General features: G+C 45.5%; 22 protein-coding genes. 5 read left to right on the forward strand and 17 right to left on the reverse strand.

Translation table 11 applies throughout. From position 1 onward, the window contains the following. Positions 1-110: 110 nt before the first annotated feature. Positions 111-2,126, forward strand: a complete 2,016-nt coding sequence (locus EXU30_RS12295; protein ID WP_130600453.1) for an LTA synthase family protein — start codon at positions 111-113, stop codon at positions 2,124-2,126. Positions 2,127-2,161: 35 nt separating this feature from the next. Here EXU30_RS12295 and EXU30_RS12300 read toward each other — a convergent pair whose 3' ends face one another. After that, positions 2,162-2,683 carry a hypothetical protein gene (locus EXU30_RS12300; RefSeq protein WP_130600455.1) on the reverse strand — a complete coding sequence of 174 codons (522 nt, stop codon included), beginning with the start codon at positions 2,681-2,683 and terminating at the stop codon, positions 2,162-2,164. A gap of 132 nt (positions 2,684-2,815) precedes the next feature. Beyond that, on the reverse strand, positions 2,816-3,646 hold the full coding sequence (gene bioH / locus EXU30_RS12305) for a pimeloyl-ACP methyl ester esterase BioH (RefSeq protein WP_130600457.1): 831 nt from the start codon (positions 3,644-3,646) through the stop codon (positions 2,816-2,818). Between the two features lie 48 nt (positions 3,647-3,694). Here bioH and EXU30_RS12310 point away from each other — a divergent pair, with 48 nt between their 5' ends. Continuing rightward, positions 3,695-4,579 (forward strand): ComF family protein, encoded by an 885-nt coding sequence (locus EXU30_RS12310; RefSeq protein ID WP_242620200.1) that lies wholly within the window; start codon positions 3,695-3,697, stop codon positions 4,577-4,579. Between the two features lie 42 nt (positions 4,580-4,621). Here EXU30_RS12310 and EXU30_RS12315 read toward each other — a convergent pair whose 3' ends face one another. Then, positions 4,622-7,207, reverse strand: a complete 2,586-nt coding sequence (locus tag EXU30_RS12315; RefSeq protein ID WP_165399011.1) for a M14 family zinc carboxypeptidase — start codon at positions 7,205-7,207, stop codon at positions 4,622-4,624. A 203-nt stretch (positions 7,208-7,410) separates the two neighbouring features. On the opposite strand from EXU30_RS12315, the gene nfuA reads away from it, so the two are divergent. Together nfuA and EXU30_RS12325 are read left to right on the forward strand one after the other, a co-directional pair. Beyond that, on the forward strand, positions 7,411-7,986 hold the full coding sequence (nfuA, locus tag EXU30_RS12320; RefSeq protein WP_130600461.1) for a Fe-S biogenesis protein NfuA: 576 nt from the start codon (positions 7,411-7,413) through the stop codon (positions 7,984-7,986). A 201-nt stretch (positions 7,987-8,187) separates the two neighbouring features. After that, entirely contained in the window at positions 8,188-8,757 is a 570-nt protein-coding gene (locus EXU30_RS12325; protein WP_130600463.1) for a prepilin-type N-terminal cleavage/methylation domain-containing protein, read from the forward strand. A gap of 173 nt (positions 8,758-8,930) precedes the next feature. On the opposite strand, the gene EXU30_RS12330 is transcribed toward EXU30_RS12325, so the two are convergent. From EXU30_RS12330 to EXU30_RS12340, 3 genes are all read right to left on the reverse strand, one after another. After that, entirely contained in the window at positions 8,931-10,001 is a 1,071-nt protein-coding gene (locus EXU30_RS12330; RefSeq protein ID WP_130600465.1) for a PepSY-associated TM helix domain-containing protein, read from the reverse strand. Positions 10,002-10,281: 280 nt separating this feature from the next. Next, a complete protein-coding gene (locus EXU30_RS12335) occupies positions 10,282-12,267 on the reverse strand; it encodes an alpha/beta hydrolase family protein (RefSeq protein WP_242620201.1) in 1,986 nt (661 codons plus the stop codon). Positions 12,268-12,402: 135 nt separating this feature from the next. Then, positions 12,403-13,743: an MATE family efflux transporter gene (locus EXU30_RS12340; protein ID WP_130600467.1), complete on the reverse strand. Its 1,341-nt coding sequence runs from the start codon at positions 13,741-13,743 to the stop codon at positions 12,403-12,405. 12 nt (positions 13,744-13,755) lie between these two features. Here EXU30_RS12340 and EXU30_RS12345 point away from each other — a divergent pair, with 12 nt between their 5' ends. Continuing rightward, entirely contained in the window at positions 13,756-14,811 is a 1,056-nt protein-coding gene (locus EXU30_RS12345; protein ID WP_130600469.1) for a polysaccharide deacetylase family protein, read from the forward strand. A 44-nt stretch (positions 14,812-14,855) separates the two neighbouring features. Here EXU30_RS12345 and EXU30_RS12350 read toward each other — a convergent pair whose 3' ends face one another. The 11 genes from EXU30_RS12350 to EXU30_RS12405 form a co-directional block, all read right to left on the reverse strand. After that, positions 14,856-15,878: a protein-glutamate methylesterase/protein-glutamine glutaminase gene (locus EXU30_RS12350; RefSeq protein ID WP_130600471.1), complete on the reverse strand. Its 1,023-nt coding sequence runs from the start codon at positions 15,876-15,878 to the stop codon at positions 14,856-14,858. A 120-nt stretch (positions 15,879-15,998) separates the two neighbouring features. Beyond that, positions 15,999-16,862, reverse strand: coding sequence for a CheR family methyltransferase (locus EXU30_RS12355; RefSeq protein ID WP_341274626.1), 864 nt, complete (start codon positions 16,860-16,862; stop codon positions 15,999-16,001). Beyond that, positions 16,852-19,047: a methyl-accepting chemotaxis protein gene (locus EXU30_RS12360; RefSeq protein WP_130600473.1), complete on the reverse strand. Its 2,196-nt coding sequence runs from the start codon at positions 19,045-19,047 to the stop codon at positions 16,852-16,854. The genes EXU30_RS12355 and EXU30_RS12360 overlap by 11 nt, the downstream gene beginning before the upstream one ends. Before the next feature lie 30 nt (positions 19,048-19,077). Then, the gene (locus EXU30_RS12365; protein ID WP_130600475.1) at positions 19,078-19,623 is read right to left on the reverse strand and encodes a chemotaxis protein CheW; all 546 of its coding nucleotides are present in this window, start codon (positions 19,621-19,623) and stop codon (positions 19,078-19,080) included. An 18-nt stretch (positions 19,624-19,641) separates the two neighbouring features. Continuing rightward, positions 19,642-22,068, reverse strand: coding sequence for a chemotaxis protein CheA (locus tag EXU30_RS20395; protein ID WP_207234066.1), 2,427 nt, complete (start codon positions 22,066-22,068; stop codon positions 19,642-19,644). 9 nt (positions 22,069-22,077) lie between these two features. Next, on the reverse strand, positions 22,078-22,440 hold the full coding sequence (locus EXU30_RS12380; RefSeq protein ID WP_130600477.1) for a response regulator: 363 nt from the start codon (positions 22,438-22,440) through the stop codon (positions 22,078-22,080). A gap of 25 nt (positions 22,441-22,465) precedes the next feature. Beyond that, positions 22,466-22,741, reverse strand: a complete 276-nt coding sequence (locus tag EXU30_RS12385; protein WP_130600479.1) for an STAS domain-containing protein — start codon at positions 22,739-22,741, stop codon at positions 22,466-22,468. Positions 22,742-22,901: 160 nt separating this feature from the next. Further along, complete coding sequence (locus EXU30_RS12390) at positions 22,902-23,546, reverse strand: SCO family protein (protein ID WP_165399012.1); 645 nt, start codon at positions 23,544-23,546, stop codon at positions 22,902-22,904. 14 nt (positions 23,547-23,560) lie between these two features. After that, the gene (gene cyoE / locus EXU30_RS12395; RefSeq protein ID WP_130600481.1) at positions 23,561-24,463 is read right to left on the reverse strand and encodes a heme o synthase; all 903 of its coding nucleotides are present in this window, start codon (positions 24,461-24,463) and stop codon (positions 23,561-23,563) included. 21 nt (positions 24,464-24,484) lie between these two features. After that, positions 24,485-25,489 (reverse strand): COX15/CtaA family protein, encoded by a 1,005-nt coding sequence (locus EXU30_RS12400; RefSeq protein ID WP_130600483.1) that lies wholly within the window; start codon positions 25,487-25,489, stop codon positions 24,485-24,487. Next, positions 25,489-26,061 (reverse strand): hypothetical protein, encoded by a 573-nt coding sequence (locus EXU30_RS12405; RefSeq protein ID WP_130600485.1) that lies wholly within the window; start codon positions 26,059-26,061, stop codon positions 25,489-25,491. Before EXU30_RS12405 ends, EXU30_RS12400 begins: the two co-directional genes overlap by 1 nt. Positions 26,062-26,112 lie beyond the last annotated feature (51 nt).

Genomic DNA, 26,112 nt, shown 5'->3' on the forward strand with positions numbered 1-26,112 from the left:
ATACCTGGCTGCTCATAAGTGCTCATATATAAATAATGAATAGCAGCTAATTGGTCTCAGCATAATAAAAACGATAGTTTGCTGTACTTTTACTCTGTCTTGGAGATCTTATGCTGCTTGGTAATAAACCCAGCACTGTCACCTTTGGTGATAGTCCTTCACGCAACCCATTTGCCGTTATTTTCTATTTTGCCATTATCGCTCTAGCTGTCATGACCGTGAGCCGTTTAGGTTTAGCGTTTTTGTATGCCGATCGTATAAGCGAAGCTGATGGTTGGCTGCATTTGTTCACCCAAGGTCTAAGGGTCGATTTTGCATCACTTTGCTGGGCTTTTGGTATTGCAGCTTTAGGTACAGCTTTATTCTCTGGCGATCATCTAGTAGGCCGAGTATGGAACTGGGTTTTAAGAATTTGGTTAGTGGCACTTTTGTGGTTAGTGGTGTTTCTTGAAGCGTCGACACCGTCGTTTCTAGAAGAGTATGGGTTTAGACCTAACCGCTTGTACGTGGAATACCTAATTTATCCAAAAGAAGTGTTCTCTATGCTGTGGACGAGTCGCAAGCTGGAGATGATTTTATCCGGGGTGATAACGGTGCTTACTCTTTGGGCTGGTTGGCACTTGTCTGGAAAATTTACCAGCAAACTCTCGTTCCCTAAATGGCACTGGCGACCAGTTCTCGCTATTTTAGTCATTGCAGTGTCCCTGCTTGGTGCGCGCTCGACTTTAGGCCACAGACCGCTTAACCCCGCACTGGTGTCATTTTCTAGCGATCCGTTAGTTAACTCTTTAGTGGTCAATTCAAATTACTCACTATTCTTCGCGATTAAGCAAATGAGTGGTGAAAAAGATGCCAGCAATGTTTATTCAAGTATGCCGACTCAAGACATTATTGATATTGTGCGCCAAGAAAGCGGCCGCCCAGCAAGTGCGTTTGTTTCTGAGTCTATTCCTACACTGACATATAATGAGGCAAGCTATCAGGGTAAACCAAAGAATTTAGTGATTATTCTGCAAGAGAGTATGGGCGCGCAATATGTTGGTAGTTTGGGCGGCTTACCACTAACGCCGAATATCGATGAATTATCTAAAGAGGGTTGGTTTTTCGATAACCTCTACGCCACAGGTACTCGCAGTGTGCGCGGTATTGAGGCCGTTGTCACAGGCTTTACGCCGACACCTGCGGCTGCGGTAGTGAAGTTAGGTAAGAGTCAAACTGGCTTTTTCAGCTTGGCAGAGTTTCTAGCTGACAAAGGTTATTCGACCCAATTCATTTATGGCGGTGAAAGCCATTTCGATAACATGCGCAGTTTCTTTTTGGGTAACGGCTTTACCGAGATTGTTGATCAAGATGATTATCCAAACCCAGCCTATGTCGCCTCATGGGGCGTGTCAGATGAAGATTTACTGTTTAGAGCTCATGAAGAATTTGAGCAGAAGCATCAGCAAGGTCAGCCTTTCTTTAGCTTAGTGTTTACCTCAACCAATCATGAGCCATATGACTATCCTGAGGGGCGTATTGAACCTTATGAAGAGCCAGCGTTTACGGTCAAAAATGCGGTGAAATATGCAGACTATGCTGTGGGTGAGTTTTTCAAAAAAGCTAAGCAAGCCGATTATTGGAAGGACACTGTATTTGTGATAGTTGCCGATCACGATAACCGAGTTGGTGGTAATAATTTAGTGCCCATTCCGCGTTTTCGTATTCCGGGGCTAATTATTGGTGGCGGCGTTGAGCCCAAACTTGATGAACGCGTTGTGAGTCAAATTGATATGGGGCCTACATTGCTATCGCTTATCGGTGCATCTGGCAATTATCCAATGCTGGGGCGTGATTTAACCAAACAGCCGCAAGATTGGCCTGGTAGAGCCTTGATGCAGTACGGGCAAAACTTTGGCTTGATGGAAGGTAATCAGGTGACTATGTTGCAACCTCAGGGCCCGGCAGAAACCTATACTTATGAAAGAGACACTGAACAGCTAACGAGTTTACCTGTGGATGAGCAACAAGCTGAAAGAGCATTGGCATGGATTCTTTGGGGCAGTCATGCCTATAACAATTATCTGTATAAATCCCAGGATTCGACATCTGAATTAAGCGAAAGCAGTCAGGTGTTAGCTAAATAAGCTCAGGTTAGACAAGAGGGTTAAACAAGTGCGCCCTAAATTGTCGCGCTAATGTTGGCAGGCAAGCTGGTAACAGTTTGCTGCTGATAAAAGCTCTGCACGTGCTGCGCTAGCTGCTTAATCACCTGCGGAGATTGCCCGCGCAAGTTTTGGCTGTTCAATTGCCGCTGCGCAGGCGCTTTTTGCTGTGATTGCGGGTTTTGATTTGCGACAAAAATATCTTTTCGCTGCAGTGCTGGTGCATTACGGTTGGCTTTTAGAGCTCTGGCCTGCGCTTGCGCTTGCGCTTTCGCCACTAATGGGTTGTGTTTGGCCGCTTGTTGCTGCGCCCCTTGCTCTTGCGACTGCTGTTTGGCTGATTGCTGTTGTTGTTTCTCAGCGATGCTGTGGGCTGGAGCTCGTTCATGTTGCGGGTTAAAAGCGCGCTCTTCGTGGCCTTTGGTCGGTTCTTGGGGAGGAATGATTGGTGGTCTTTGCTGATTATCCGTGCGTGCAAGGTCTGTCGCAACATTGCTGGTTGCGATTGGCACCTGAGGATAATTGGTATTAATCAGCATAAATGTTTGCTCACTCAGCCAAAGCTAACTTAATTCAAACTTGTACTTCGCTTAAATTATAACCAAATATTTGCTTGGATACTACAGAATAGCTGCGCGTTTGTAGCCAGTTAACTTTGTGTTTGTAGCCAGTTAAGTTTGTGTTTGTAGCCAATTAGCTAGCTCAGATTCAAACTCTTCGGCATGAGAAATAAACGGCGCATGGGAGGCTTTAGCAAAGCTAATATCTTTGATGTTAGGACGCGTTGTTAGCATAGGCACCATTTTAAAAGGCACTAAACCATCTAATTTTCCCCACAGTCGCAGCCATGGCTGATCAATTCGCTCAAGCTGCGCGCGTAAGTCCACCTCAGCTAAAAACGTCAGCCCTATGCTCAAAGCTTGTGGGTTAGGTAAAGGCTTGGCTAAAACCAGTTGCTTTAGTTGCTTGATGTCAGCCTTTGCATGAGGGCTGCCCATGGCCTGAATTGCCAGGAACTGCTCTACCGTTTTGGCTAGGTCTTGTTGTAGTGAGTGAGAGAATTGCTTTAACACTTTCGCCTGTATGCCAGGCCAGCTTCGCTCATCTTGTTGCTCACGCGCCATAAAGCAAGGTGATGAAGCCACAGTCACTAGTGCGCTAACTGAATCTGGATGGTTAATTGCAATATGGCTTGCCAGTAAACCACCTAATGACCAGCCTACCCAAATCGCATTTTGTGGTAATTGATTGACTAAGGTTTGTGCCCAAGCGGCGAAACTTTGTTGATTAAACTCTTGACCTTCGAATTGGCTGTCACCAAAACCAGGCAAATCGACCAAATGTACTCTATAGTTTAATTGCGTTAAGGCTTTTGCAAGGCGGTTGAATACCGCGCTGTTTACGCCCCAACCGTGCAGTAATATCACATCTTTTCCCGAACCTATGCTTTCAATTGCAAGTTGTGGGGTTAAAGCAGAGTGTTGCTGAGACTGTGTTGGCATAAAATAACGCTCGTATTTCAAGGAAGAGATAAGGTTAAGGGCTAATGTATGGACTCGCATGTATCGGAAGAAAGCCGCACTATTGCCAAGATATTTGCCAACAGAGTGACTAAGGGATTAACCAAAGGTTGGCGCCAACTCAGTTATTGGCTTCGCGTTAGTTTACCCAACCGCTGCATGCTGTGCCAGCAGCAGATTGAATCTGTCAGTTCAGCGCATCATCTGCATCAACCCCATTCTCGCCAAGTGCACTTAGACTCCTCGCATTTTCACCCGTCACAATCATACAAGTTTGCCAGCGGGATTTGCCATGAATGCCTCAGCGCTTGTCGCTATCAGTATGATGCATGTTTAGGTTGTGGTTACGAGCTCACAACGACCGCTGATTATTGTGGTAAGTGCCAGCGAACCATGCCGATTCCGGTTGTTGCGCCTTGTAGTTACCATGATGGTATTGCGCCGCTTATTACCGCGATAAAGTATCAACAAAACTTTGCCGCACTCGATGCTTTAGTTGAGCTGTTAGCTGCAAGAGTTGAATATTTGCTGAGTTGTGATCTGATCAAACTACCACAAGTACTGATCCCGGTACCACTGCATCAAAATCGTCAGCGCCACCGAGGTTTTAATCAGGCACATATGATTGCCGAAAAACTTGGTGCTAGGTTGTCAATTCCAGTAATAGACGATTGCGTTATTAAGGTGCTCGATACACCGCCACAAGCTCAGCTAGACGGTAAGCAGCGCCGGCAATTGAACGCAAAAGCCTATCAAGTTGTTGGCGAGTTATCGATGCAGCGAGTGGCGATTATTGATGATGTGGTAACGACTGGGAGCACAGTAGAGGCGATTGCAGATTTACTCTATACCAAAGGTATTTATTGTCAGGCTTGGTGTCTAGCAAGGGCTGAAGCGCCCTTGCTCAAGTTTTAAAAAGGCTGATTTTAGTAACCGATTTAGCAAGCGGATTTTAAGCTAACGTAAGCCACCTGGCATAAAGTACAGCGCGTTTGCGTAAATCTTCTCGCTGCCGAGCCAAATATTACGAAATACCAGGTTGTCACTTAACGCAACTACTGCACCTTTACCTTTACGCTCAACCACAATGGCACCCTGATTCGAAAACGCGCCCTGGTATTCTTTCGCCATATAGCCACTCTTCAACACATTATCGCTATAACTCGCGGCAAGAGTAAAAGGTGTCGTGACTGTGCTAAATGCCATTGGGCGATTCTTTAACACCGACAATGGCGAGCTTAAACCAAAGTTTATTGGGTGTGATAAATCAAGATCCAGTGACACAATTGCGCCGCCAATAGATTGCTTGGCGCGCAGCTCGCTGCGCTGATTGAAGTTAAGACCTTCGGTATCAAAAAGTTTGCGATAAAAACCAGTAGATTGGGGTTTAGCATCTAATAGGTTATGGGCATCAAGCCATCTTAAGGCGCGCTTTTGCGCCACAATCACACCGCCGTCTTTGACAAAGCGCTCCAATTTGCTGGCGGCTTGGTCACCAAAGTGATTTAGGCTACCGTCAGCGATATAGATGTGGCTGTAACGGCTTAAGTCGCTTTCAAGCAGGCGATCTGCATTGATCATCGACAGTGGTTGTCCGAGCGTTTTGTCCATGTAATACCAAATCTCACCCGATTCAGTTGAGCTGACGCTGCGACCTGTGATTAATAGTGGTTTTACTTCGGCGATGTATTTAAAGTCATCGCTGCCTAAATCCATATTGGTGTTCGCCATCGCTGTAGTGACAGCCACCACTTCAAGTCGCTGCTTATCGACCAGCTTGGCTACCGTCTCTAGTAGTACTTGTGATGTTAACTCAGGTTGCTTCACCGGTATTTGCAATGTTCCTGCACCAAAGCTGCGCTCGCCTGCTGCAGTGTTGATGGCAAAGGGCTGACTGGCGAACTTCACTTTTATCTTTGCCTTATGCAGTTGGCTAACTAGCATCGCGGCTCCTGTCTGTTGCCAGTCAATGAGTAGGGCAACAGTACTTTCGCGCCATGGCTCAGTAGCACTGCTCCATGGCGCGAGCGTATCGGTCAATTGTTTTTGGCTAATGGCAACATTGGTTACGCTAGCTAGATCAAAGGCCGCGCTCATATCCCAGCTCGATACATCGTAGAAGGTAGCATCTTCAAATTCAGTACGCTTATCAAATAAGGCTTTTACTAAATCAGATTGTGGTTGCTTAACAGGAATGAACAGGCTGTCTTGTGGCAAGTATTGATGCTGAGCATGCTGCTGAGTTTGCTTTAAATAGTGGAATTGAATTTGATGCTGCTCGAGCAAGCTTGCAAGCTCAATAAGTCGCAGCGAGTCACCTTTAGTTGATACTAAGCGGCCTTTAGGTTTGCTGGCAGTTTTAGTTTGCTTACCTTGATAAAAATCTCTTTGGTAATCCACTAGCTTTGTTTTTAGTGCCATTGCACCTTTTAAGCTAGAGATTGAGGTAGTGAATTGATTGTCGATGGCATGACTAAAGGTAAGCAAGCCCGAATCTGTATGTTGCTGCTGCCCTCTAGCGCTAGCTTGCTCGAACAGTACACCAATGGCGCCATTAATGTCTGGGTAGGTTGAGCCTTTGCCGTAAAAGAAGTCATCAAATCTTTGTTTAGAAAAGTACACCTGCTTGACTTCATCGAGTGCTTTACGGTGGAAGTTAGCTAGCTCGTTGGTCAGTTGTTGATTTTTATCCTGGGTTAATGGGTGCACGCGAGTTGGCACCCCTGGTTGGAAGAAGTAAGAGCGATTGTGTCCCATCTCGTGAAAATCACCTACGAGATGTGGCTGCCATTTATGGAAAAATGCTACTCGCCCCTGACTTGAGTCATGGCGTAAGAAAAGCCAGTCACGGTTCATGTCAGCCCAGTAATGGTTGCCACGGCCACTAGGCCAATTTTGTTTGTGCTCTCTATGCTGTGGATCGCTTACCAGAGTTTGTCCACGATGATTGTTAGCCCAGGTCGAGAAACGATCGAATCCATCTGGATTTTGTACTGGCGTGATAAGAACGATAGCTTGCTCTAATAATTGTTTTACCCAGGCATCGTTACTTGCCGTTAGGTAGTGGCTGATAGCCATTGCCGCGTGGGCTCCGCTAGGTTCATCACCGTGAATAGAGTAGGCAAGCCAAATCACCAGTGGTGCCTGACTTTCGTCGCCTTGTTTTACTTTGGCGCGTTGAGTCAGTATCTGCGCTAGGTTTTGTTGATTAGATTTACTGGTGATCACCAGAGACAGCTGCTCTCGGCGCTCGGCGCTGAAGCCGGCTGAGTCTAATGATGTACGCTCACTTTGTGCATCAAGTTTACGCAGGTATTGATTGATTTGGTCGTGGCGTAGATGCCACTCACCTAAAGGGTAGCCTAAGTGTTGTTCAGGCGTAGTGATCGTTTGATCAATTGCCGAGTTGGCTAACAACTGATTAATGCGTGTATCGCTATTGGCTTGGACAGCTGAGACGCCAAAAAGTAGAGTTACGACAAAAAATGAGCGAAAAACATGAGAAATACACTGGTTTGCTAATTGCTTAAGATTAATGCTCATTACCTGCCCATCACTGAGATATTTGTTATTAATTATGAGCATAACCATACTGCTATTAACCTGAAACTACCATTAAGAAATGCGATATGGGCTATATTTTCATCGCCAAGTTGGGTTAAGGGCTACAAAGCCATGGCAACTAGGAGTATCATTAGCCTAATTCTTACTAATTCACTCAGGTATCCCCTGACGGAGCACGTTTTATGATCAGCATTACCGAAGCCGCTCAAGCTCATTTTGTTAAGCTACTGGCAGATCAACCAGAAGGTACGCACATTCGTGTGTTTGTGATTAGTCCAGGTACAGCTCAAGCAGAGTGCGGCGTTTCTTACTGTCCACCTGATGCCGTTGAAGCTGACGATACTGAATTACCATTTAATGGTTTCAGCGCTATGGTTGATGAAAAAAGCGCGCCATTTTTGGAAGAAGCATCAATTGATTTCGTTACCGACCAACTGGGTTCGCAGTTAACGCTTAAAGCGCCAAACGCCAAAATGCGTAAAGTGGCTGACGATGCACCACTTGCTGAGCGTATTGAGTACATTATTCAGTCTGAGATTAACCCTCAGCTAGCTAGCCATGGTGGTAACATCATGCTGGTTGAAATTGATGAAGGCACTGCAGTGCTGCAATTTGGTGGTGGCTGTAATGGTTGCTCACAAGTTGATATCACTCTAAAAGATGGTATTGAAAAGCAGTTACTAGAACGCTTTCCGAATGAGCTAACTGGCGTGCGCGACGTAACTGACCATCAGCACGGTGCTCATTCTTACGCTTAATTGCATTGGTAAGCTCAGCAATAACTCGCTGAGATAATTATAAAAACCGCCAGTTGGCGGTTTTTTTGTGGCAGATCACGTTCGTTCACTTATGAGCGTAATATGCTAATCTTATTATATGGATGTTTAATAACCTTAACTCTGAATAAGGAAGTGTTGAGACCTCTAGTACAGAGTTCAGGTTAAATTTAAGTAGGTGCAATGAAATCTAGGCAAGATGTTGAGCGCGGCTTTACCTTAATCGAGCTTGTTGTCGTTATCATTATTTTGGCGGTGATAGCAGTGATTGCTGCGCCTAAGTTTCTCGATGTGAAGCGTGATGCTGAAATTAGCCGCGCTAAGGCTGTCGCTGCAGCGTATCAGCAGTCAGTGTCGTTTGTGCACACGCGCTGGCAAATGTTAGGTATTAACACCTTTACTAATGATTTGCCCGGATTTGGTAATGATGATTTTGATGTCAATGCTAATGGATACCCATTAGGTATCGATAAGGGCAATCCTATGGGCAACCCCGATAATGTCGGTCGTGGGCAGCAAGGCTGTATTGATTTGTGGAATAACCTACTTACCGACCCACCAAGCGTATCGCGCAATGATGATGGTAGTGACTACCAGTCGTATCGTCATCAGGATGATAACTCTAATTCTGGTCATGCCTCACAATGCACTTATGTTCTGCGCACATTGGGTGAAACTCGTGGGCGGCGCAATGCCGAAATCAAAATTCAATATGACTCAGTTGGCGGTACGGCCAAACTGATTATTCAGTAATAAATGATTGGTAAGTTTATGTAGCTGTTAAGCGGGTGAGATCTCATGCGCTTGCACTAGCCTGTTAAAGGCTCTCCTATTGCAGCCCTTATCTGTACCTCAACAAATTAGCTATATCCCAATAAAAAGTGGCTCACGGAGAGCCACTTTTTATTTATATATTACTTTCTCAATCAGCTTTTACGCTTTTTAAAGGTACGGCGGTAGAAGGTAACAGTACTGAACAGCAAGATAACTGTGCCTACGACTGCAATCAGGGTAATGAAGATTGAGTAGCTAAGCGGCATGTTCATCGCATCATGCAGAGGGCGAACAAAGGTTGCCACACGACCACTTAAGTCACGTTCACTGTGCTTAAGCTTTGAAGTCATTGCGCCTGTATCAAAGTTCATTGCGATATTATCAGCGTTACGTAGCCATACACCACTATGCTCGTCAAAACGTACGTTATAACGCAGTGGTTGTGGCTTTGGCTTTTCACCGTCTTTTGGTTTTTTAGCACGCTGTTTGCTGACACTCACTAGGTCTGACTCTGGCCATTGCGCTTGTGCTAGGGTCAGCTGACTATGCCAATCTTTCGCCGTAGCAGTTGGGTATTGCATTTCCACTGCTGGCGTGTGTTTTAGTGCACCAAACCATAGGCCTTTATAAGTAATTAAAAAGCCTGAAATACATAAGATAAATAGCGGCACTGAAATAAATAAGCCCAGTTGAATATGGCTTTTTACCAGGCTGCTTGAGCGGGTGTTACTTGGAATAGACTGTTTAAGGCGAAAGCCTTTACGTACTCGCCACCATAGGTAAATACCGACTAGGGTGATCACGCCACCTAATAAAGATGCGATGCCATTGGTGTATTTACCAAAATCATCCAGCAAGAAGTTACGGTGCAGCCAGAAAATGGTGCTGTAAAATGGTATTTCCCGCATGTTGTAATCGCCAATTTCATTGAGCTCTTGGTCAAGGAAAATAGCTTTACCACGGGTGCTAGCTTGTAGATAAGGGCGATATTCAGTTGGGAAGTTCACCGAACTCATTTCAGGGTAGCGTTCAAAAATTGCCGCGACAGATTGAGCTTTTTGCTCAGTTGTCATAGGTGCGTAAACCTGACCTTTATCATCAATACGTTTTAAAATATCCATAGCACCGAGATAAACCCCGGTGGACAGGACGATTAACATGGTTAAGGTGATGACAAACCCTACCCAGTTATGGAACCACTTTAGCGCTGCGACAATGTTCATATTACTACCTAGGTTATTCTGATTATTCCCAATATGAATCAGTAATTAACGAGACTTGTGGCTATCAAACCACAATAAAATTTCGAGAATGATAATTACTCCTATTTGTGTGTTCAATTAAAGAAGTGTAAAGATTGGCTTTATTTACTTAAGGTGTTAGTGAGATCACACAAGCACCAAGTTGATCTTGGTTGCTTGAGCTGGGTAAAAGGGGGAATAAAAATGACCTAGTCAGTGACCAGGTCATTTAACGAACCTTGTTTAATAGACTCGCAGCGAACTACAGCTGGGTCGTGGATTTTAGGTTTTCAGCTAGAAAGCGTTCCATTGCCTTAAAGGTGGCAACTCGATTTTTATTGTTGGTAAGGTAATGAGTGCCGTTTTCCAATTCGATGTACTCAACATCCTTATTATGTTTTTTGAGCGCGTCGTACATGTCTTCACTGTGATCGACTCGCACCACACGGTCTTTTTCTCCGTGAATGAGTAACACAGGTACGTCGACATTTTTAGCATGGTACACCGGTGAGTTTTCGTAGAGCACGTCAAAGTCATCACCAACTTGTTTTTTGACTATGTCATAGTTGGTAAAATTACGATGATTTTTGACTAAATCTTCCACATCCATCACCCCGGCAAAACTAACCGCGCATTGATAGAGGTTTTTGGTGGTTGCCACTTCCATCATGGCTGCATAGCCACCGTAGCTCCCTCCCACAATACAAATACGTTTAGGGTCAGCAATGCCTTGCTCGATTGCCCAGCGAGTCGCGTCCTCTACGTCGGTTTGCATTTGTTGGCCCCACTTGGCAATACCGGCTTTCATAAAATCAAAACCATAGCCAATAGAGCCGCGATAGTTCATTTGTAGTACGGCATAACCCTGGTTTGCAAAGAATTGACTCCAGTTGCTAAAGCCTGCATTACTGAAGCTGATTGGCCCGCCGTGAGGGTGAACTATTAACGGCAAATTTTTCGCCTCAACGCCTTTTGGTGTTGTTAAGAAGGCTTGGATTTCTTGGCCATCTCTTGCTTTATAAATGTGACTCTTGGTTTTCGCCATTAGCTCTGGTGGCAGTGCCCGGTAGCGATAGGCAAATGGCGCTAGGTCTTGGGTATCGCGATCACCAAAGAAGAAGGTGCCAGATTCTGTTTGGTTGGTGGTAAGCAAGATATAGCGGCGGTTATCATCACTTAAACTGATAATCTCGTTATTAAAATCAGGTAGTGCTTTGTCCAGACCATTGGCGAGTTTTGTTAGGTCGTTGTCCCAGAAGGTGTAATCAGAGTCATCGCCATCAGTAAAGCCAATGACTTTCTTTTTCGCCCGCGAATAGACAAGTGATGGGTTTACATCACGGCCTTCTCGGCTAAATACTAGCTCAAGCTTCAGTTCAGGATCGCGCAGATCAACTTTAGATAAGGCCTTATAACCATCAACGTAGGAATTGACGTATAAGATGTTTGGGTCGTGATCAAAGCCTACTGGCCAAATTACGTTCTCTTCAAATGCCTCAAACTCCCACAGCACTCGCATATCGCCTTTGTTCTCAGATTGCTCATAGATGCGATAAGCTGTGTCGTCGCGGTAGATACCAATACGTACAGTGTGTTGACGGTCGGTTATCCAGTCCCAGACATCGCGGCGAGATGGTTGTACCCAGTGCGAGCGTCCACCAGCTAAGTTTACTTTCATTACTGACGGATATTCTGGGGTATTCCCCATGCCGCGAAACTGCATCAGGATATGCTCGTCATCTTCAGGCAGGTAATCAATCACGTTAGATTGAAATTGCGGTATCCACTTAAAGCGCTTCATTACTGATTTTTTCAGCACATTACTCATCTTCTTTTCTGTAAGTGAGTACTTAACCAAGCGTGATTCAGTTACTGGTGTGCCATAGCGAGTTGCTGGGAAGTTGGCTTTTACCAGCAAAATATCGTTGTTTGCCCAGGTTAGATTGGTAATGCGAAAACGTTTGTTGTCGGTGCGAATAGGGTAGATTTGGCTTTTATCAGCCACATTAAAAATGCTGATTACGCTGCCTGGCTCTTTGCCATCTAAGCGCTGCACAAAGGCAATATGATTTCCATCAGGGGAGAGTCTTACATTACTTACATCCGGAAGACTTCCAAAGGCCTCTGCTGGGAGTTGTTGCACAGTTTGGTTTGATGTGGGTTGCTCAGCATGAGCGATTTGAGTGTGATAAGCGCACATAACTGTGCTGGCTATTGCTGCCAATAACCCAAGGAAGTTCCGTTTCATATTACTCCACTTTTTTCATATTTATGAATTGCTTACTTTATTTGGTTTGGCAGTAAGATTCAATCGCATGATGCACGGTATCGGTAAGATTTCCAAAATATATGTATTGTAAGTTCACGATTTATCTTGCAGAAATTACCCTTGCAGCTGATGCCTGAGTCGCAGCAGGTAGTGAGCACCTAAGCTTATGCTTCGCATTAACATAAAAGCAGCTAGAGCAAGCCAAAGTGCGTGATTGCCCATGTCTTGCAGCAAATACCACAGCGGAAAGTAGACACCAAAAGTTGCGAGCATCATGCTGTTGCGCATAATCTTGCCTTTGGCTGCGCCAATATAAACGCCGTCAAACAGGTAGCAATTAAACGCGACAATCGGCATCAACACTAAGTAGATACTGTATTGCATCGCGGTGGTTTGCACTTGCTCTATATTGGTGAGCATGGCAATCAAGGGCTGCTTAAACAGTAAAAAGCTGCAACTAAACAATATTGCTGTCAACGCCGACCAAAAAAATGCGAGTGTGACTGAGTCGGTCATCAATTTAGGTTTTTTTGCGCCATAGGCTTTACCTACTTCAGCTTCAGCGTAGTATGCTATGCCGTCTAGGGCGTATGAGATCAGCAATACTAGGTTGAGCAGTACCGCATTGGCAGCAATGGTGTTATCGCCAATACCTGCCCCGTAAAACACCATAAAACTAAATGCGGCTTGTAAGCATAAGCTGCGAATAAAGATATCGCGATTGAGTGACAACAGTCCTGACATACCTTTAAAGCGGCAATATTTAATGAGTTGCTGCCATGAAAATTGTTTATCGAGCAGGAGTTGCTGGCGCACTAGTGTTGCAGCCACGGCAAAGGCACTAATGTCGGCGCACACCGATGCCCAAGCTGCCCCTTGTACCTGCCAGCCAAAGCCGATGACAAACAATAAATCGAGTGCGATATTGACCGAGTTGGCAATAATCAATTGCCACATGGCTGCTTTTGGTGCCTGGCGCCCCAGCAACCAACCTAGTAGCACTAAATTGAGTAGTGCAAAAGGAGTCGACCAGATACGAATTTCGACATATTGCTGCGCATAAAACTGTACCTTGTCGCTGGCATCACTTAAGCTCAGTGCCAATTCAAGCAAGGGTTGTTGCAAAATAATGGCGCATATACCCAGAATGATGGCAATCAAACTGCCTTGCGCTAATAATTGTTGCTGTGCCGCATTATCATTTGCGCCATAAGCTTGGGCGACCAACCCTGTGGTCGACATGCGTAAAAAGCCAAGCAACCAAATAATCAAAGTGAGCATAGTACTACCTAGCGCCACGCCGCCAAGGTAATATGCGTGCTCTAGATGACCAATGACCGCTGTATCAATCAGTCCAAGTAATGGGACAGTGATATTAGACAAAATCATCGGTGTCGCTAGCAGCAGGAGCTGGCGATTCTTTTGGCGGTCGAACAAAATAGACGTTACAGACATAGGGTGAAAGTCATGCTCAAAAAGTTAGGTTTATTGCTTTGCAGTATTGGTATGCTGCTGAGCTATTCAGCGCATGCGGTGGTTATTTTACAGTATCATCACGTCTCTGACACTACACCTAAAAGTACCAGTGTTACCCCAGCGCAATTTGCCGAGCAAATGGCGTATCTGGCAGATAATGATTTTAATGTTGTTAGCATTACTGATGCCGTTGAAGCTATTAAATTTCGCAAGGCGATGCCAGCTAAATCGATTGTGATCACCTTCGATGATGGCTATGACAATATAATCAACAACGCTGCGCCGATTCTTGATAAATACCAGTTTCCTTATACTGTATTTGTTGCAGCTGAGCCCATTGCTGCGGGTTATAAAGGCATGATGAGTTGGCAGCAAATTCGTGAGCTTGCCCAAGGCGGCGCGACGATAGCTAACCACACTTGGGAGCATGAGCATTTAATTCGTAAGCTTGATGGTGAAAGTGATTCACAATGGTTGCAGCGAGTTGAGAAGAGTATTGTTGACACTGAAGAGAAAATCCTCAAAGAAACTGGGCAAAGCGTGAAAATGCTAGCTTATCCTTACGGAGAATATAACAGTCAAGTGGCAAGCTTGATAAAAGATCTTGGTTATATTGGCTTTGGTCAGCAGTCAGGCGCAGCTGGCCCACATTCAATTTTAACTGCGCTGCCGCGTTTTCCTGTGGCACATGCTTACGCTGATATTAACGAGCTGAAAGTGAAGTTTACTAGCTTGAATATGCCCGTAATTACCCAAAACAAAACCGATCCGCTTTTAGAGCAAGGTCAGTGGCGACCTAGGTTAACGGTCAAATTAGATATGAGTGATATCCATCCTCATCAGTTGATGTGTTTTGTGCAAGGGCAGGGTGCAAACAAGCCTGAGTGGTTGAATGAAGATGAGTTTACGATTCAGGCGGTGACAGACTTACCTGCGGGGCGCTCGCGATACAACTGCACTGCGCCGAGTAAATCAGGTAAAGGCTACTATTGGTTTTCTCAAGCCTGGGTTAGACCTAAAAATGATGGCACCTGGGTTGCAGAATAAGTTCTAGCGTTTGTTTAGCACCAATCAAATCTCAACTTTATGAGCTACTCAATTGCGAGTAGCTCAAATAGCTTAGGTGCAATGTCTTCTAAATTGAGTTGCTCATTGCAGGCACCCAATGCCACAGCTGCTCCAGGCATGCCCCATACAACCGAGGATGCTTCGTCTTGAGCAATTGTATAGGCTCCGGCTTTATTGAGCTTAAGTAAGCCTTTACTGCCATCTTGCCCCATGCCTGTAAGCAACACACCGACCGCAGACTTAGCCTGTACCTCAGCGATACTGTCAAACAATACATCTACAGAAGGTTTATGGCGGTTAACGGGATCACTGTCGATGAGCTTACAATAAGCAAACCCTAGGCGCACATCTATGGTGAGGTGTTTATCTCCGGGGGCTATATAGGCTGTACCAGGAGTGAGCATTTCGCCGCCTTGAGCTTCAATAATCTCAATTTCACAGTTGCTGTTAAGCCGTTTCGCGAATGAGGCGCTAAAGACTGGCGGAATGTGCTGGGCAATTAAAATAGGTGGGCAAGTGAGCGGCATTTGCTTTAGCAAATATTGAATTGCCTCAGTGCCTCCAGTTGACGCGCCAATGGCTATCAGGCGGTTATGAAAACGTTTGCGTGGTGGCTTAACCGGCGTTTTATGCTTGGGCTTAATCTGATATTTAGCCTGGCTAGCTCCGCGAACCTTATGCACCAAATAGTGGTGGAACTGAGTTAAATCTTGTGGCTGATTGTTTTTGGGTTTGGCAATAAAGTCTACCGCGCCTAGCTCCATCGCCTCTAAGGTGACAGCTGCACCTTTCTCGGTTAACGATGACACCATCACCACAGGCATTGGCCTTAGGCGCATTAGGTTACGCAAAAATGCCAGCCCATCCATTTTGGGCATTTCTACATCTAGAGTAATGACGTCAGGATTAAGCTTTTTAATTTGCTCGCGGGCTTGATAGGCATCTTCAGCAGTGCCAACCACCTCAATATCTTCAGCCTGCTCCAGCATATGGCTCAGCAGTTTGCGCATAAGAGCCGAGTCGTCAATGACTAGCACTTTGATCATTTTTTCGCTCTCCTATGGTTGCTGCACCGCTGTTTGGCCTAATGCTGTTGTGTAAAATTCGAGGCGATCTAACGCTATGGTTGGTTTAAAGCTCTTTGTTATTTAAAAGCATTCTGTTGCTCAAAGTTTTGGGCGATAAATCGTTTGCCCTTCAAATACAAACTCGTCACTCAGCTGCATCAATGTTTCTGAATGACCAACAATCAGGTAGCCATCGTCGGCAAGTAGTTGTCTGAACCTGGCGATGATGCGCTTTTTCGTTTCATGGTCAAAATAGATAAATACATTGCGACAAAAGATGACGTCAAACGGACCTTTCATTGGCCATGCATCTAGCAAGTTAAGTTGTTTAAAATGCACGAGCTGCCTAATAAGTGGGCTTAGTGTGAAGTCATGCTCACCCTGTCTTTTTGCATATTTATTGGCATATTCAGATGGGATTGAAGACAGCTTTTCATCGCTATAAATGCCACGTTTGGCAGTGTTTAGTACGTTGGTATCCAAATCTGTCGCCAGAATTTTTAAGTCCCATTCGTTAGTCGCAAATGGGTGAGCGAGAGTCATTGCGATACTGTATGGTTCTTCTCCTGTAGAGCAAGCCGCTGACCAAACTCGCAGGCGTTTATTGGGGCGAGACAGCCATTGCTGAGTAATTTTATCTTTAAGATATTCAAAATGATGCCCCTCGCGAAAAAAGTAGGTGAGGTTAGTGGTGAGTGCATTTATGAATACAGGTAGCTCGGTTTCATCCCGTTGTAAGCGTTGTACATAATCAGCAAAACTTGTTTCACCAAGCTGGCGCAGGCGCCTAGATAACCTTGAGTAAACCATATGTTTTTTGCGTGCAGGTAGCACAATTCCGGTACTTTTATATGCAAGTTGACGGATAGCCTCAAAATCTGCACTCGACATAGGGAACTCTTTGTCCATGTCGAATGCAGTATCGGTTTGTTGTTGAAGTTGTGAGCTCAAATTAGAACTCATGCCAGTCCTCTTGGCTTACATCAAAAGGCAGTTTCTGTGCGCTGGCTTTCATACCTTTGACTTTGTGGGGTTCAAACTCTTGTCCAGTATTAAAGAAGTTGAGTTTCCCGCGCATATTGCGAGCTTGTTCTGTCATGGTGTCGCCTGCTGCCGAGATCTCTTCAACTAATGCGGCATTTTGTTGGGTCATTTGGTCCATTTGTGAAATAGACTTGTTCACTTCCAAGATACCAACTGACTGCTGTTCGGCGGCAATACTGATGTTAGAGATCATTTCCGCCACTTTACTTACAGAGCTCATAATGTCTTTCAGGGTGTCACCCGATTGATTTACAAGCGTAGTACCGTCAGTAACCTTGCTAACACTGTCGCGGATAAGCTCTTTAATCTCTTTGGCTGCGCCCGCACTGCGCTGGGCAAGGTTACGCACTTCACCAGCAACTACGGCAAAACCGCGTCCTTGCTCGCCCGCTCTTGCGGCCTCTACTGCAGCATTTAGCGCCAGCAGATTGGTTTGGAAGGCAATTTCATCAATTACGGTAATAATGTCGGCAATACGCTTACTTGATTCTGTGATTTCATCCATGGCGCTAACAGCTTGCTTGACGACGCTACCGCCAAGCTCCGCACGACTACTGGCTTCCTGAGCCAGTTTATTAGCAAGTGCCGCGTTGTTTTCGCTTTGTTTAACTGTGCCTGTCATTTGCTCCATGCTGGCAGCGGTTTCTTCAAGTGATGCGGCTTGCTCTTCAGTGCGCTGACTCAAATCAATATTGCCCTGAGCAATTTCTTCCGCATTGGCGGTGACTGTATTCGCGGTTTCACGGATCTCGCTTAGCACTTCTGTCAATCGGCTAACGGTTGCGTTGGCGTCGCGCTGTAGTTTACTGAATTCACCTTCATATTCACCCGATAACGTTGTACTCAAATCTCCTTTCGCAAGGCCATCAAATAGCGCCACAACATCAGAAATCACTGAGTCAGATACCTTGAGCAGGCTATTTAACCCTTGAGATAATGACAGGAAGAAGCCGTCTTTATCGTCCAGACTTAAACGTTGACTTAAATCGCCGCGGTTCGCGGCTTCAACTAAGCGACTCACCTCTTTCTCGATGCGCACCTCTGAGGTGCGGTCTTCCCACTCAACCACAGTACCAATACGTTCATCGTCGGCATTCTTAATTGGGTTAGCGGTGAATTTAAAGAAGCGTTTGCCCACTCTAAATTGTGCATGGTGAGTGTCTTGCAGGCTTGCCAAAATATTGTGTTGATGCACTGGGTTCTTGTGGAATACGTCAATATTCTCGCCCACTAGATTTTTAGCGTTAAATGCGGGTAAGCCTTCGCGCACATCTTCTTGAGCTTCTTCGAACATGGCTTGTAGTGCACGGTTGGTGTAAATAATATCGTTATTATTGTCTGCAACCATGGTATTGGCGCTTACACAATCCAGTGCCTGCTTAATGCGCGCCGTTTCAGCAGCTTGGGCTTTTTCCTGTTTTTCGCGCTCGACTTGCTCTGTCATATCTAGCCACTCAACCACTGTGCCTATGCGTTTTCCATCGCGGGTAATCGGGGTCGCTGTGAGACGAAAGGTGAGCCCTTCAACGCTAAAGATACTTTGGAATGCCTTTGTCATTGCCGAGACTAATTTTCGCTGGTGGTTTGGATTTTTATGGAAGATATCCATGTTGCAACCAACTAGGTTATCGGCGTCAAGTTGAGTGAGACTAGCCTTAAGCTTTGTCTCATTGGCCTTAAACATGGCAGACAGCGATGGGTTGCAATAGACAATATCAAATTGAGAATCTGCCACCATTACATTGCCCTGACAGGCATCAATCGCTTGTTTGTAAAAACGACTGTTTTGCGTGTCCTGCCACCAGGCTTTGACCAGTGTGTCCATCTTTTGCCACTCAGGGTTTTGCAAGCTTGGTAGCTCAGGCTCATCGACAGAAGAGTAGGCGTTAGTTATCTCGTCAATAATACGACTTAAGTTAGCCTGACGCTGACCACTAACATACATTTGCATCACAATAAGGGCGACACAGGCGGTCATAAGTATCGCGCTAAGGCCGCTGCTGACATCGGATAAGGTAACTGCGATAGCAATCACCCCTGTTCCTAGGGCACCAAATGCGGCAAAGGGGACGTATCCTTTTTGGTGTGACTGAGTTGGTTCCATACTCTCTTCCTCGGCGAGTAACGCGTAAAGTTATTCTGATTCAGTCGCGGACGAATCAATTTCTAATTGGTTGATAATACTGGATAACTGAGATGCACTTGGGAGCATCTCGTTGCCTAAAAGCATGTGTACATCGAGCAAGATAACCATGTTGTCGTTAATGCTCGTTAAGCCTTTAATAAAGCGGATATCGGTTTCAAGACCAAAGTCTGGGGTGGCTCTAAGCTCATCGTCATCGACAATAATCACATCTGATACTGCATCAACAACGATACCAATGACTTTGAATTGCTTTTCGACAGCAATTTTGACCACGATGACGACGGTAGTTGGGCCATAACTTAGCTCCTCAATACCAAAGCGTTGCCTTAAGTCGATAATGGGCACAATAATGCCGCGCAGGTTGATTACGCCTTTGATATGCGCAGGTGCATTAGGCAATACTGTGGTGTTTTGCCAGCCGCGAATTTCTTGTACACATAAGATCTCAACGCCATACTCCTCGCGTCCCATAACAAATGTTAAATACTGCTGATTAACATTGCCCTGTGATGCTTGAGATTGTTGATGTGTCATTTCCAATGCTTTGTTCTCCTACGCAGCATGATCTTTGTTGACGCCAATGCCAGCCAGTTGTGCCAGGCTGTTTACGTCGATAATAAGTGCTACAGTGCCATCACCTAAAATGGTCGCGCCAGAAACGCCGGCAATTTTGGTGTAATTATCTTCTAAGTTTTTAATCACTACCTGCTGTTGAGATAGCAGTTCATCTACCAGCAACCCGACCTTTTTGTCGTTGTTGTCGACAATCATTACAATGCCATCTTGTGGCTGCTTGGCATCTGGGGCGTGATTAAACTGCTGATAAATTCTCACCAGGGGAATGAACTCTTCTCGCAGATGGATCACTTCTTGATTATTGCCGAGCTGATTAACTTGATTGGCTGTAACTTGCAAAGACTCATGGATGGCAACCAATGGCACCACATAAATATGCTCGCCAATTCGTACTAGCTGACCGTCAAGAATGGCTAGAGTCAGCGGCAGGTTAATGGTGATTTTGCAGCCTTGGCCTGATTGCGATTGCAGGTTAATAGTGCCATTAAGGTCGGTGATGTTGCGTTTAACCACATCCATGCCTACGCCGCGTCCTGATAGATCTGACACCTCGTCGGCTGTGGTAAAACCTGGGTGGAAAATAAGCTGGTTAATCTCATCATCAGCAAGATTATCGCTGGCACTAATAAGCTGCTTTTGCTCAGCAATAGCACGGATTTTTTTGGTATTTAAGCCAGCGCCATCATCAATAATTTCAATGATGATCGCGCCGCCGCGATGATAGGCATTGAGACTAATGGTGCCCATTTCTGACTTACCTTGAGCGCGCCTTACCTCAGGCATTTCAATACCGTGGTCAAGTGCGTTACGCACAAGGTGCACCAATGGATCGACAATTTTTTCCATCACGGTTTTGTCGAGTTCGGTTTCTTCACCGTTAAATACCAGATCGACTTTTTTACCCAGCTGTTTGCTTATGTCATGGATAAGCCGAGGAAAGCGGTTAAAAGCGAATGAGATTGGCAACATGCGGATTTTCATGACGCTTTCTTGTAGCTCACGGGTGTGGTTCGATAGCTGCTCGAGACCCATACGCAAATCAAGCATCATGTCGTCGTCAATGGTTTCCTGTTGACCGATTTGACCTAGCATTGCTTGAGTAATAATTAGTTCACCAACCATATTGATCAGCTGGTCGACTTTATTGATGCCAACGCGAATAGTACTGCTAGATTCGCTCGTTTTAGTGACAGCTTGTTTTGTTGCTGTGCTCGTTTGTTTTGCCGCCCCATCATTTGTAGACGTAGCTTGTGTGGGGTTATCGGCATCGATTGCTTGAATGACTGTTAAGTCAGCAACTTCCGCAAGTAGCGAGTTGTTTGCTGGCGCGGTGCTCGCTTGCTCTTGTTGAGCTGAAGGCTTACTCAATTTAGCTGAGGGCTCTTTTATTGGCGCTGAAGGCTCTATCGCATCATTGAGGCTGCTGGTTATCTCATCGTCAAAATTAAAGGCTTCGGCAACTGCTTGGCTGAAATCAAATTCTGCAATGCCATCTGTATTCGCATTTGAGGTTTCTGTTGCGCCCAGATCCAATTGCTCGGTAGCTTGATCATTGTTATTTGCTTCAGCTGTCTGGCTTGGCTGCTGACTAAACCAAGTCGCTTCTTGCTCAGGGTTGCGCTCTAGGGTGAGGTAATCAAGCTGGCATTCATCTTCAACCCACTCAAACACTTCTTTAAGCCTATCAAGCGGGCTGTCTGTCAGCAGGGTAATCGTCCATTGCAGTGAGCAAACTTCTGGGTCGAAGTCATCAAAACCTGGGTAACTCACATCGTTGAGCTTAATGTGGTATTTTCCGAGCTGCTGCAACTCGGTGAACATATAGCTAGGGTCGTTACCGCAGCGCAGAATATCAACACCTGGAACAAACCTGATTTGCCACAGGGTTGCCTGTGTATCGGCGGCATCTAGTTGCGCCTTTTCTTCAGTGCTAGTTTCCTGAGTGTTAGTTTCCTGAGCCTCTGATTCTTGAGTATTGGCTTCAAGAAGTTGTTCTGATTGTTCTGATGTTGGCTGCTGAGCCAGTTGTTGTTCAAATTGTGCAGATAAACTCTGTAACTGCTCACTTTGGTATTCACTGTCGTTCATTAGCGCATCGATCATCGCACGCAGAATGTCGACTGATTGCAATAACATGTCTACGTGCAAGGCGCTAAGTTGGCGTTTGCCATCGCGAATGTCATCTAGCAGGGTTTCGAGCAGATGAGTAAAGTTAGCGACTTGGTTAAAGCCAAAGGTTGCGCTGCCGCCTTTGATGGAGTGCGCCGCGCGGAAAATGGTATTAATGGACTCGTGATTTAGGTTGTCGATATTAATTTCAAGCAGCTCAGATTCCATGATATCCAGCCCCTCGAGGCTTTCCTCAAAAAAAACCTGACTGAACTGGCTTAAATCAATATCCATTTGATTTACCTATCCTAAAACTTTACGAGCAGTGGCAAGGAGCTGATCTGGATTAAAAGGTTTTACTATCCATCCTGTTGCTCCTGCGGCGCGGCCTTCTTGTTTTTTCTCGGGACTAGATTCTGTGGTTAACATGAGCAAGGGCACAAACTTGTAGGCATCTAATGCTCTGAGCTCCTTGATCAAGGTTATACCGTCCATCACTGGCATATTAATGTCAGAGATGACGAGATCGAACTGATTTGCTTTTGCCAATAACAGCGCTTCTTGACCGTCTGCAGCTTCTGCTACTTCATAACCAGCCGTTTTAAGCGTGAAACTAACCATTTGTCGCATTGAGGTCGAATCATCTACGGCGAGAATTTTCTTCATTAGACTTCATCCTTTGCATTCATTCTTACGCGTCTACATCCACAAGACGTATCCCTAAATGGGCGAGTTGCTGCATTAAGCTGGACTGGAGATTTAACCAGGTTAGTTCGATGTTTTTATCAGCGCATGTTCGGTCAAAAAAGAACAGCATTTGCGCACCAGCAGTATCAACTTTATTAAGCTGGCTGGCATCGAGCGTGACTGGAGAGGCTTGTTGCTGTTGGGACAGTAACTGCTTGTATATAGGCTGAATATTCCTGATGGTTATCTCAGAGCCTAAATCAATCGTCGTTGTTGCCATGCTCAATCCAGTTAGGGTTTATCTCCACTTTGCTAAATATAGACCTATATTGTGGTGATTTATTGAAAACTAACAAAAATATTGGATTAAATTACCTTAGCAACAAGTAGTATGTAAACCGAAAGTTGTAGCAAAGTGTTTTGCTGTTTAACACTCGCGCCTATCCTTGTTGGAAACGGACAATTCTTTCAAAGTCGCTGATCAGCTGTGCATTGATGATTTGTGGCGCTTTACCCGGCTGTTGTTGAGTTTTAAATACGGCAAACTTTTCGCCTTTAGGTGAAACCAGCACATAAGAGGCGCTGTGATCGACCTGATAATTGGCATCGTCACCCACCATGGCATAGGTGAAACCTAAATCGCGGCTAAATGGAAATAGCTGGGCGTGGTCGGCAGTGACGGCCTTGAAGTCTTTGTTGAAAAAGTTGATGTAATCGAGCATTTTAGCCTGGGTGTCGCGCTTAGGGTCGGCCGAGACAAACACCACTTGCAGGTTTGGAGCAATTTGTTGCAGTTGCGGATAGGCAGCAGACAGCTTATTAAGTGTAGTGGGGCAGATATCAGGACAAGAAGTGAAACCAATAAAAAATAGGCTCCACTTGTCTTGTAGATCCTGATTATCAAATTTATTGCCATATTGGTCGCGTAGCGCAAATGGCGCTAAGCCTCTTGGGTTATCAAAGATATAGCTGGTACTCAAATTTGGAATTGTTTGTTTTGAAGCCTGAGTCGCAAACCAGGCTCCTAGTCCACACATCACCATTGCCAATAACAGTAACTTCTTCATTGATAACCTCATTGTCATTTGACTTGTCCTTGCTACCACAAGTAGTGGTCCACGAGCAGCACAATAAACAGCAGCATTAGGTGATAGATAGAGAACTTAAATACCTTCATTGCTAACCCTGGCTCGTCATGAAACTTGAGTTGCCATGCTTTATAAATAAAACCGCAGCTAAGCAGTGTTGAGCCAACTAAATAAACTGGTCCACACATGCCAACCAAAACTGGCAATAAGCAAGCTAATGCCAGCAACACTGTATATAGCAAGATGCAGGTTTTGGTGAGTTCCACTCCGTGAGTGACCGGTAGCATTGGAATATCGACTTTGGCGTACTCTTTCTGACGATGAATTGCTAGCGCCCAAAAGTGCGGTGGGGTCCAGGCAAAGATGATTATCACCAACAATAGTGCATTGCCGTGGAGCTCATTGGTCACAGCTGTCCAACCTAGCAGTGGCGGCATAGCGCCGGCAAGACCACCAATGACAATGTTTTGCGAAGTTGCACGTTTAAGGTAAGCGGTATAAATCACCGCGTAACCAATGAGACTGGCAAAGGTAAGCCAGGCTGTTAACGGATTCACCAAGGCGTAAAGTAAGATAAAGCCAAGTAAGCCTATTCCTGTGGCAAATATGCCTGCACGCATTGATGAAATTTTTCCTTTGGGAAGCGGGCGATTATAGGTGCGCGCCATTAAGCCATCGATGCGGCGATCAATTAGGTGGTTAAACGCGGCAGCGGAGCCTGACATTAAACCAATACCCACAAGTCCGACAATTAGCGGTTGCAGTGGCACAGCGCCTGGCACCGCCAGGCACATGCCAACAACTACAGTGAGCAGCATCAGCGCCACAACTTTAGGTTTAGTCATTTCAAAATAGGCGCGCCATTGCAGCGAGCTGGATAAGCTTGCCTGAGAAAGTGCGATAGGTTTCGACATAGTTATTTCCTCAAATTCGACCTAGGCTTTGCGCCAAAGTGAATAGTTGATGAAGACCACTGAAAGCAGCAGTAGTGCGGCGCCGCCGTTATGTGATACCGCAATACCTAAAGGTAAATGCATTACGATATTCGACACACCCAGCAGCAGTTGCAAAGTTAATAGACCAAGCAATACCCAGGCACTTTTACGCAGGGTAGTTGAACCCGTGCCGATCAATTTGAATGCTAGATAACCAAGGGCTACAGCGGTGACCACCGCCCAGATGCGATGGCTCACATGAATAGTCATTCGCGCCGCGTAGTCCAGTACGCCGAATTCATAGCTGTCATGTTCGCCTTGCCACAGTGAAAACGCCTGTATTGGTGACAGGTTGTCCATCCAATTACCTTCACAAATGGGCAAGCTGGTACAGGCCAGCGCGGCATAGTTTGATGATGTCCAGCCGCCAAGAATGATTTGTATGACCAAGATTGCCAGGCTAGCTAGCGCCAGTGGTGCTAGATTGCGGGCGTTGGTTGTTAGATTCGGATTAGCGTGAATATCTGCGTGAGCAGCTTCAAGTGGCTGATGACGTAAATAGAGTAAAAACAACAGGCAAAATAAGCTAAAACCACCAATTAGATGCGCCATTACAATCACTGGCATTAGCTTCATGGTGACGGTCCACATACCAAGGGCCGCCTGAAATAGAATTAAAGCTGCGATGGCCATAGGTAGCTTTTTGGGGGCATCACGAGTACGCAAGCTGATAATTAAAATGGCTAAAACCATCAAGCCTAATAAACCTGCAATGTATCTGTGGATCATCTCTAACCAAGCTTTATCTTGCTCTAATGCGCGCTCTGGAAACTGCTGGTTTGCACTAGCAACATCCTGAGCGGTAGACGGCACGGTTAGTTGACCGTAGCAGCCTGGCCAATCAGGACAGCCAAGGCCAGCGTCAGACAGGCGAGTGTAGGCGCCCATTAAAATCACTGCCAGGGTAAAAACTAAGGTGAATTTGAGTAGTCGATTAATCGTCATTAGCCAACCCTCGAGAGTTTTAACATCTTACGTAGATCGGCAATCATGGCTTTACCTAGGGCGATATTTTGCTGCTGGCCAACAACGCCAGGGTATTGCATCACCATGCTGCCAAGTGGGTCGATAATGACAAATTGATTACTAGTCAGATGAGCCGTCATATCTTTTGAGGCGCGCACGGTTTCAAAGTCGACATCGAACTGGCTTAATGCTTTGGTATCACTGCGTTTGGTGGTGATAATTACTGGAGTCACTCGGTCTCGGTGACGACCCAGTGCAACATGAGTTTGGTTAAGTACATATAGGCGTGATAAGCATGACTGGTCACATTGCTCTGGTAATAAGTAGGCCATTTGCCATAGCTGAGGTGCTGGGTTGGTCATCTGCATGCTTTGATAGCTCATGCTGCTATCGAGCAGTTGCCCTTGGTTGGTGACGCCGCCTTGGTACCAGTCAAAATACAGTACAAGTTTGGCGGCCAAAACGGGCACAATAAAAGCCGCTAAAACAATGATGAGTGTTTTTCTGCTGCGTTTTACATTAGCGCTAGTCGGTGTTGTTGGGGAGTTCATATTTGCTCCTCTTTATATCAAATTTAGTTTTGGGTTAATGCTTGTTGTTTA

This window comes from Shewanella maritima (genome assembly GCF_004295345.1).
GTDB classification, from domain to species: domain Bacteria; phylum Pseudomonadota; class Gammaproteobacteria; order Enterobacterales; family Shewanellaceae; genus Shewanella; species Shewanella maritima.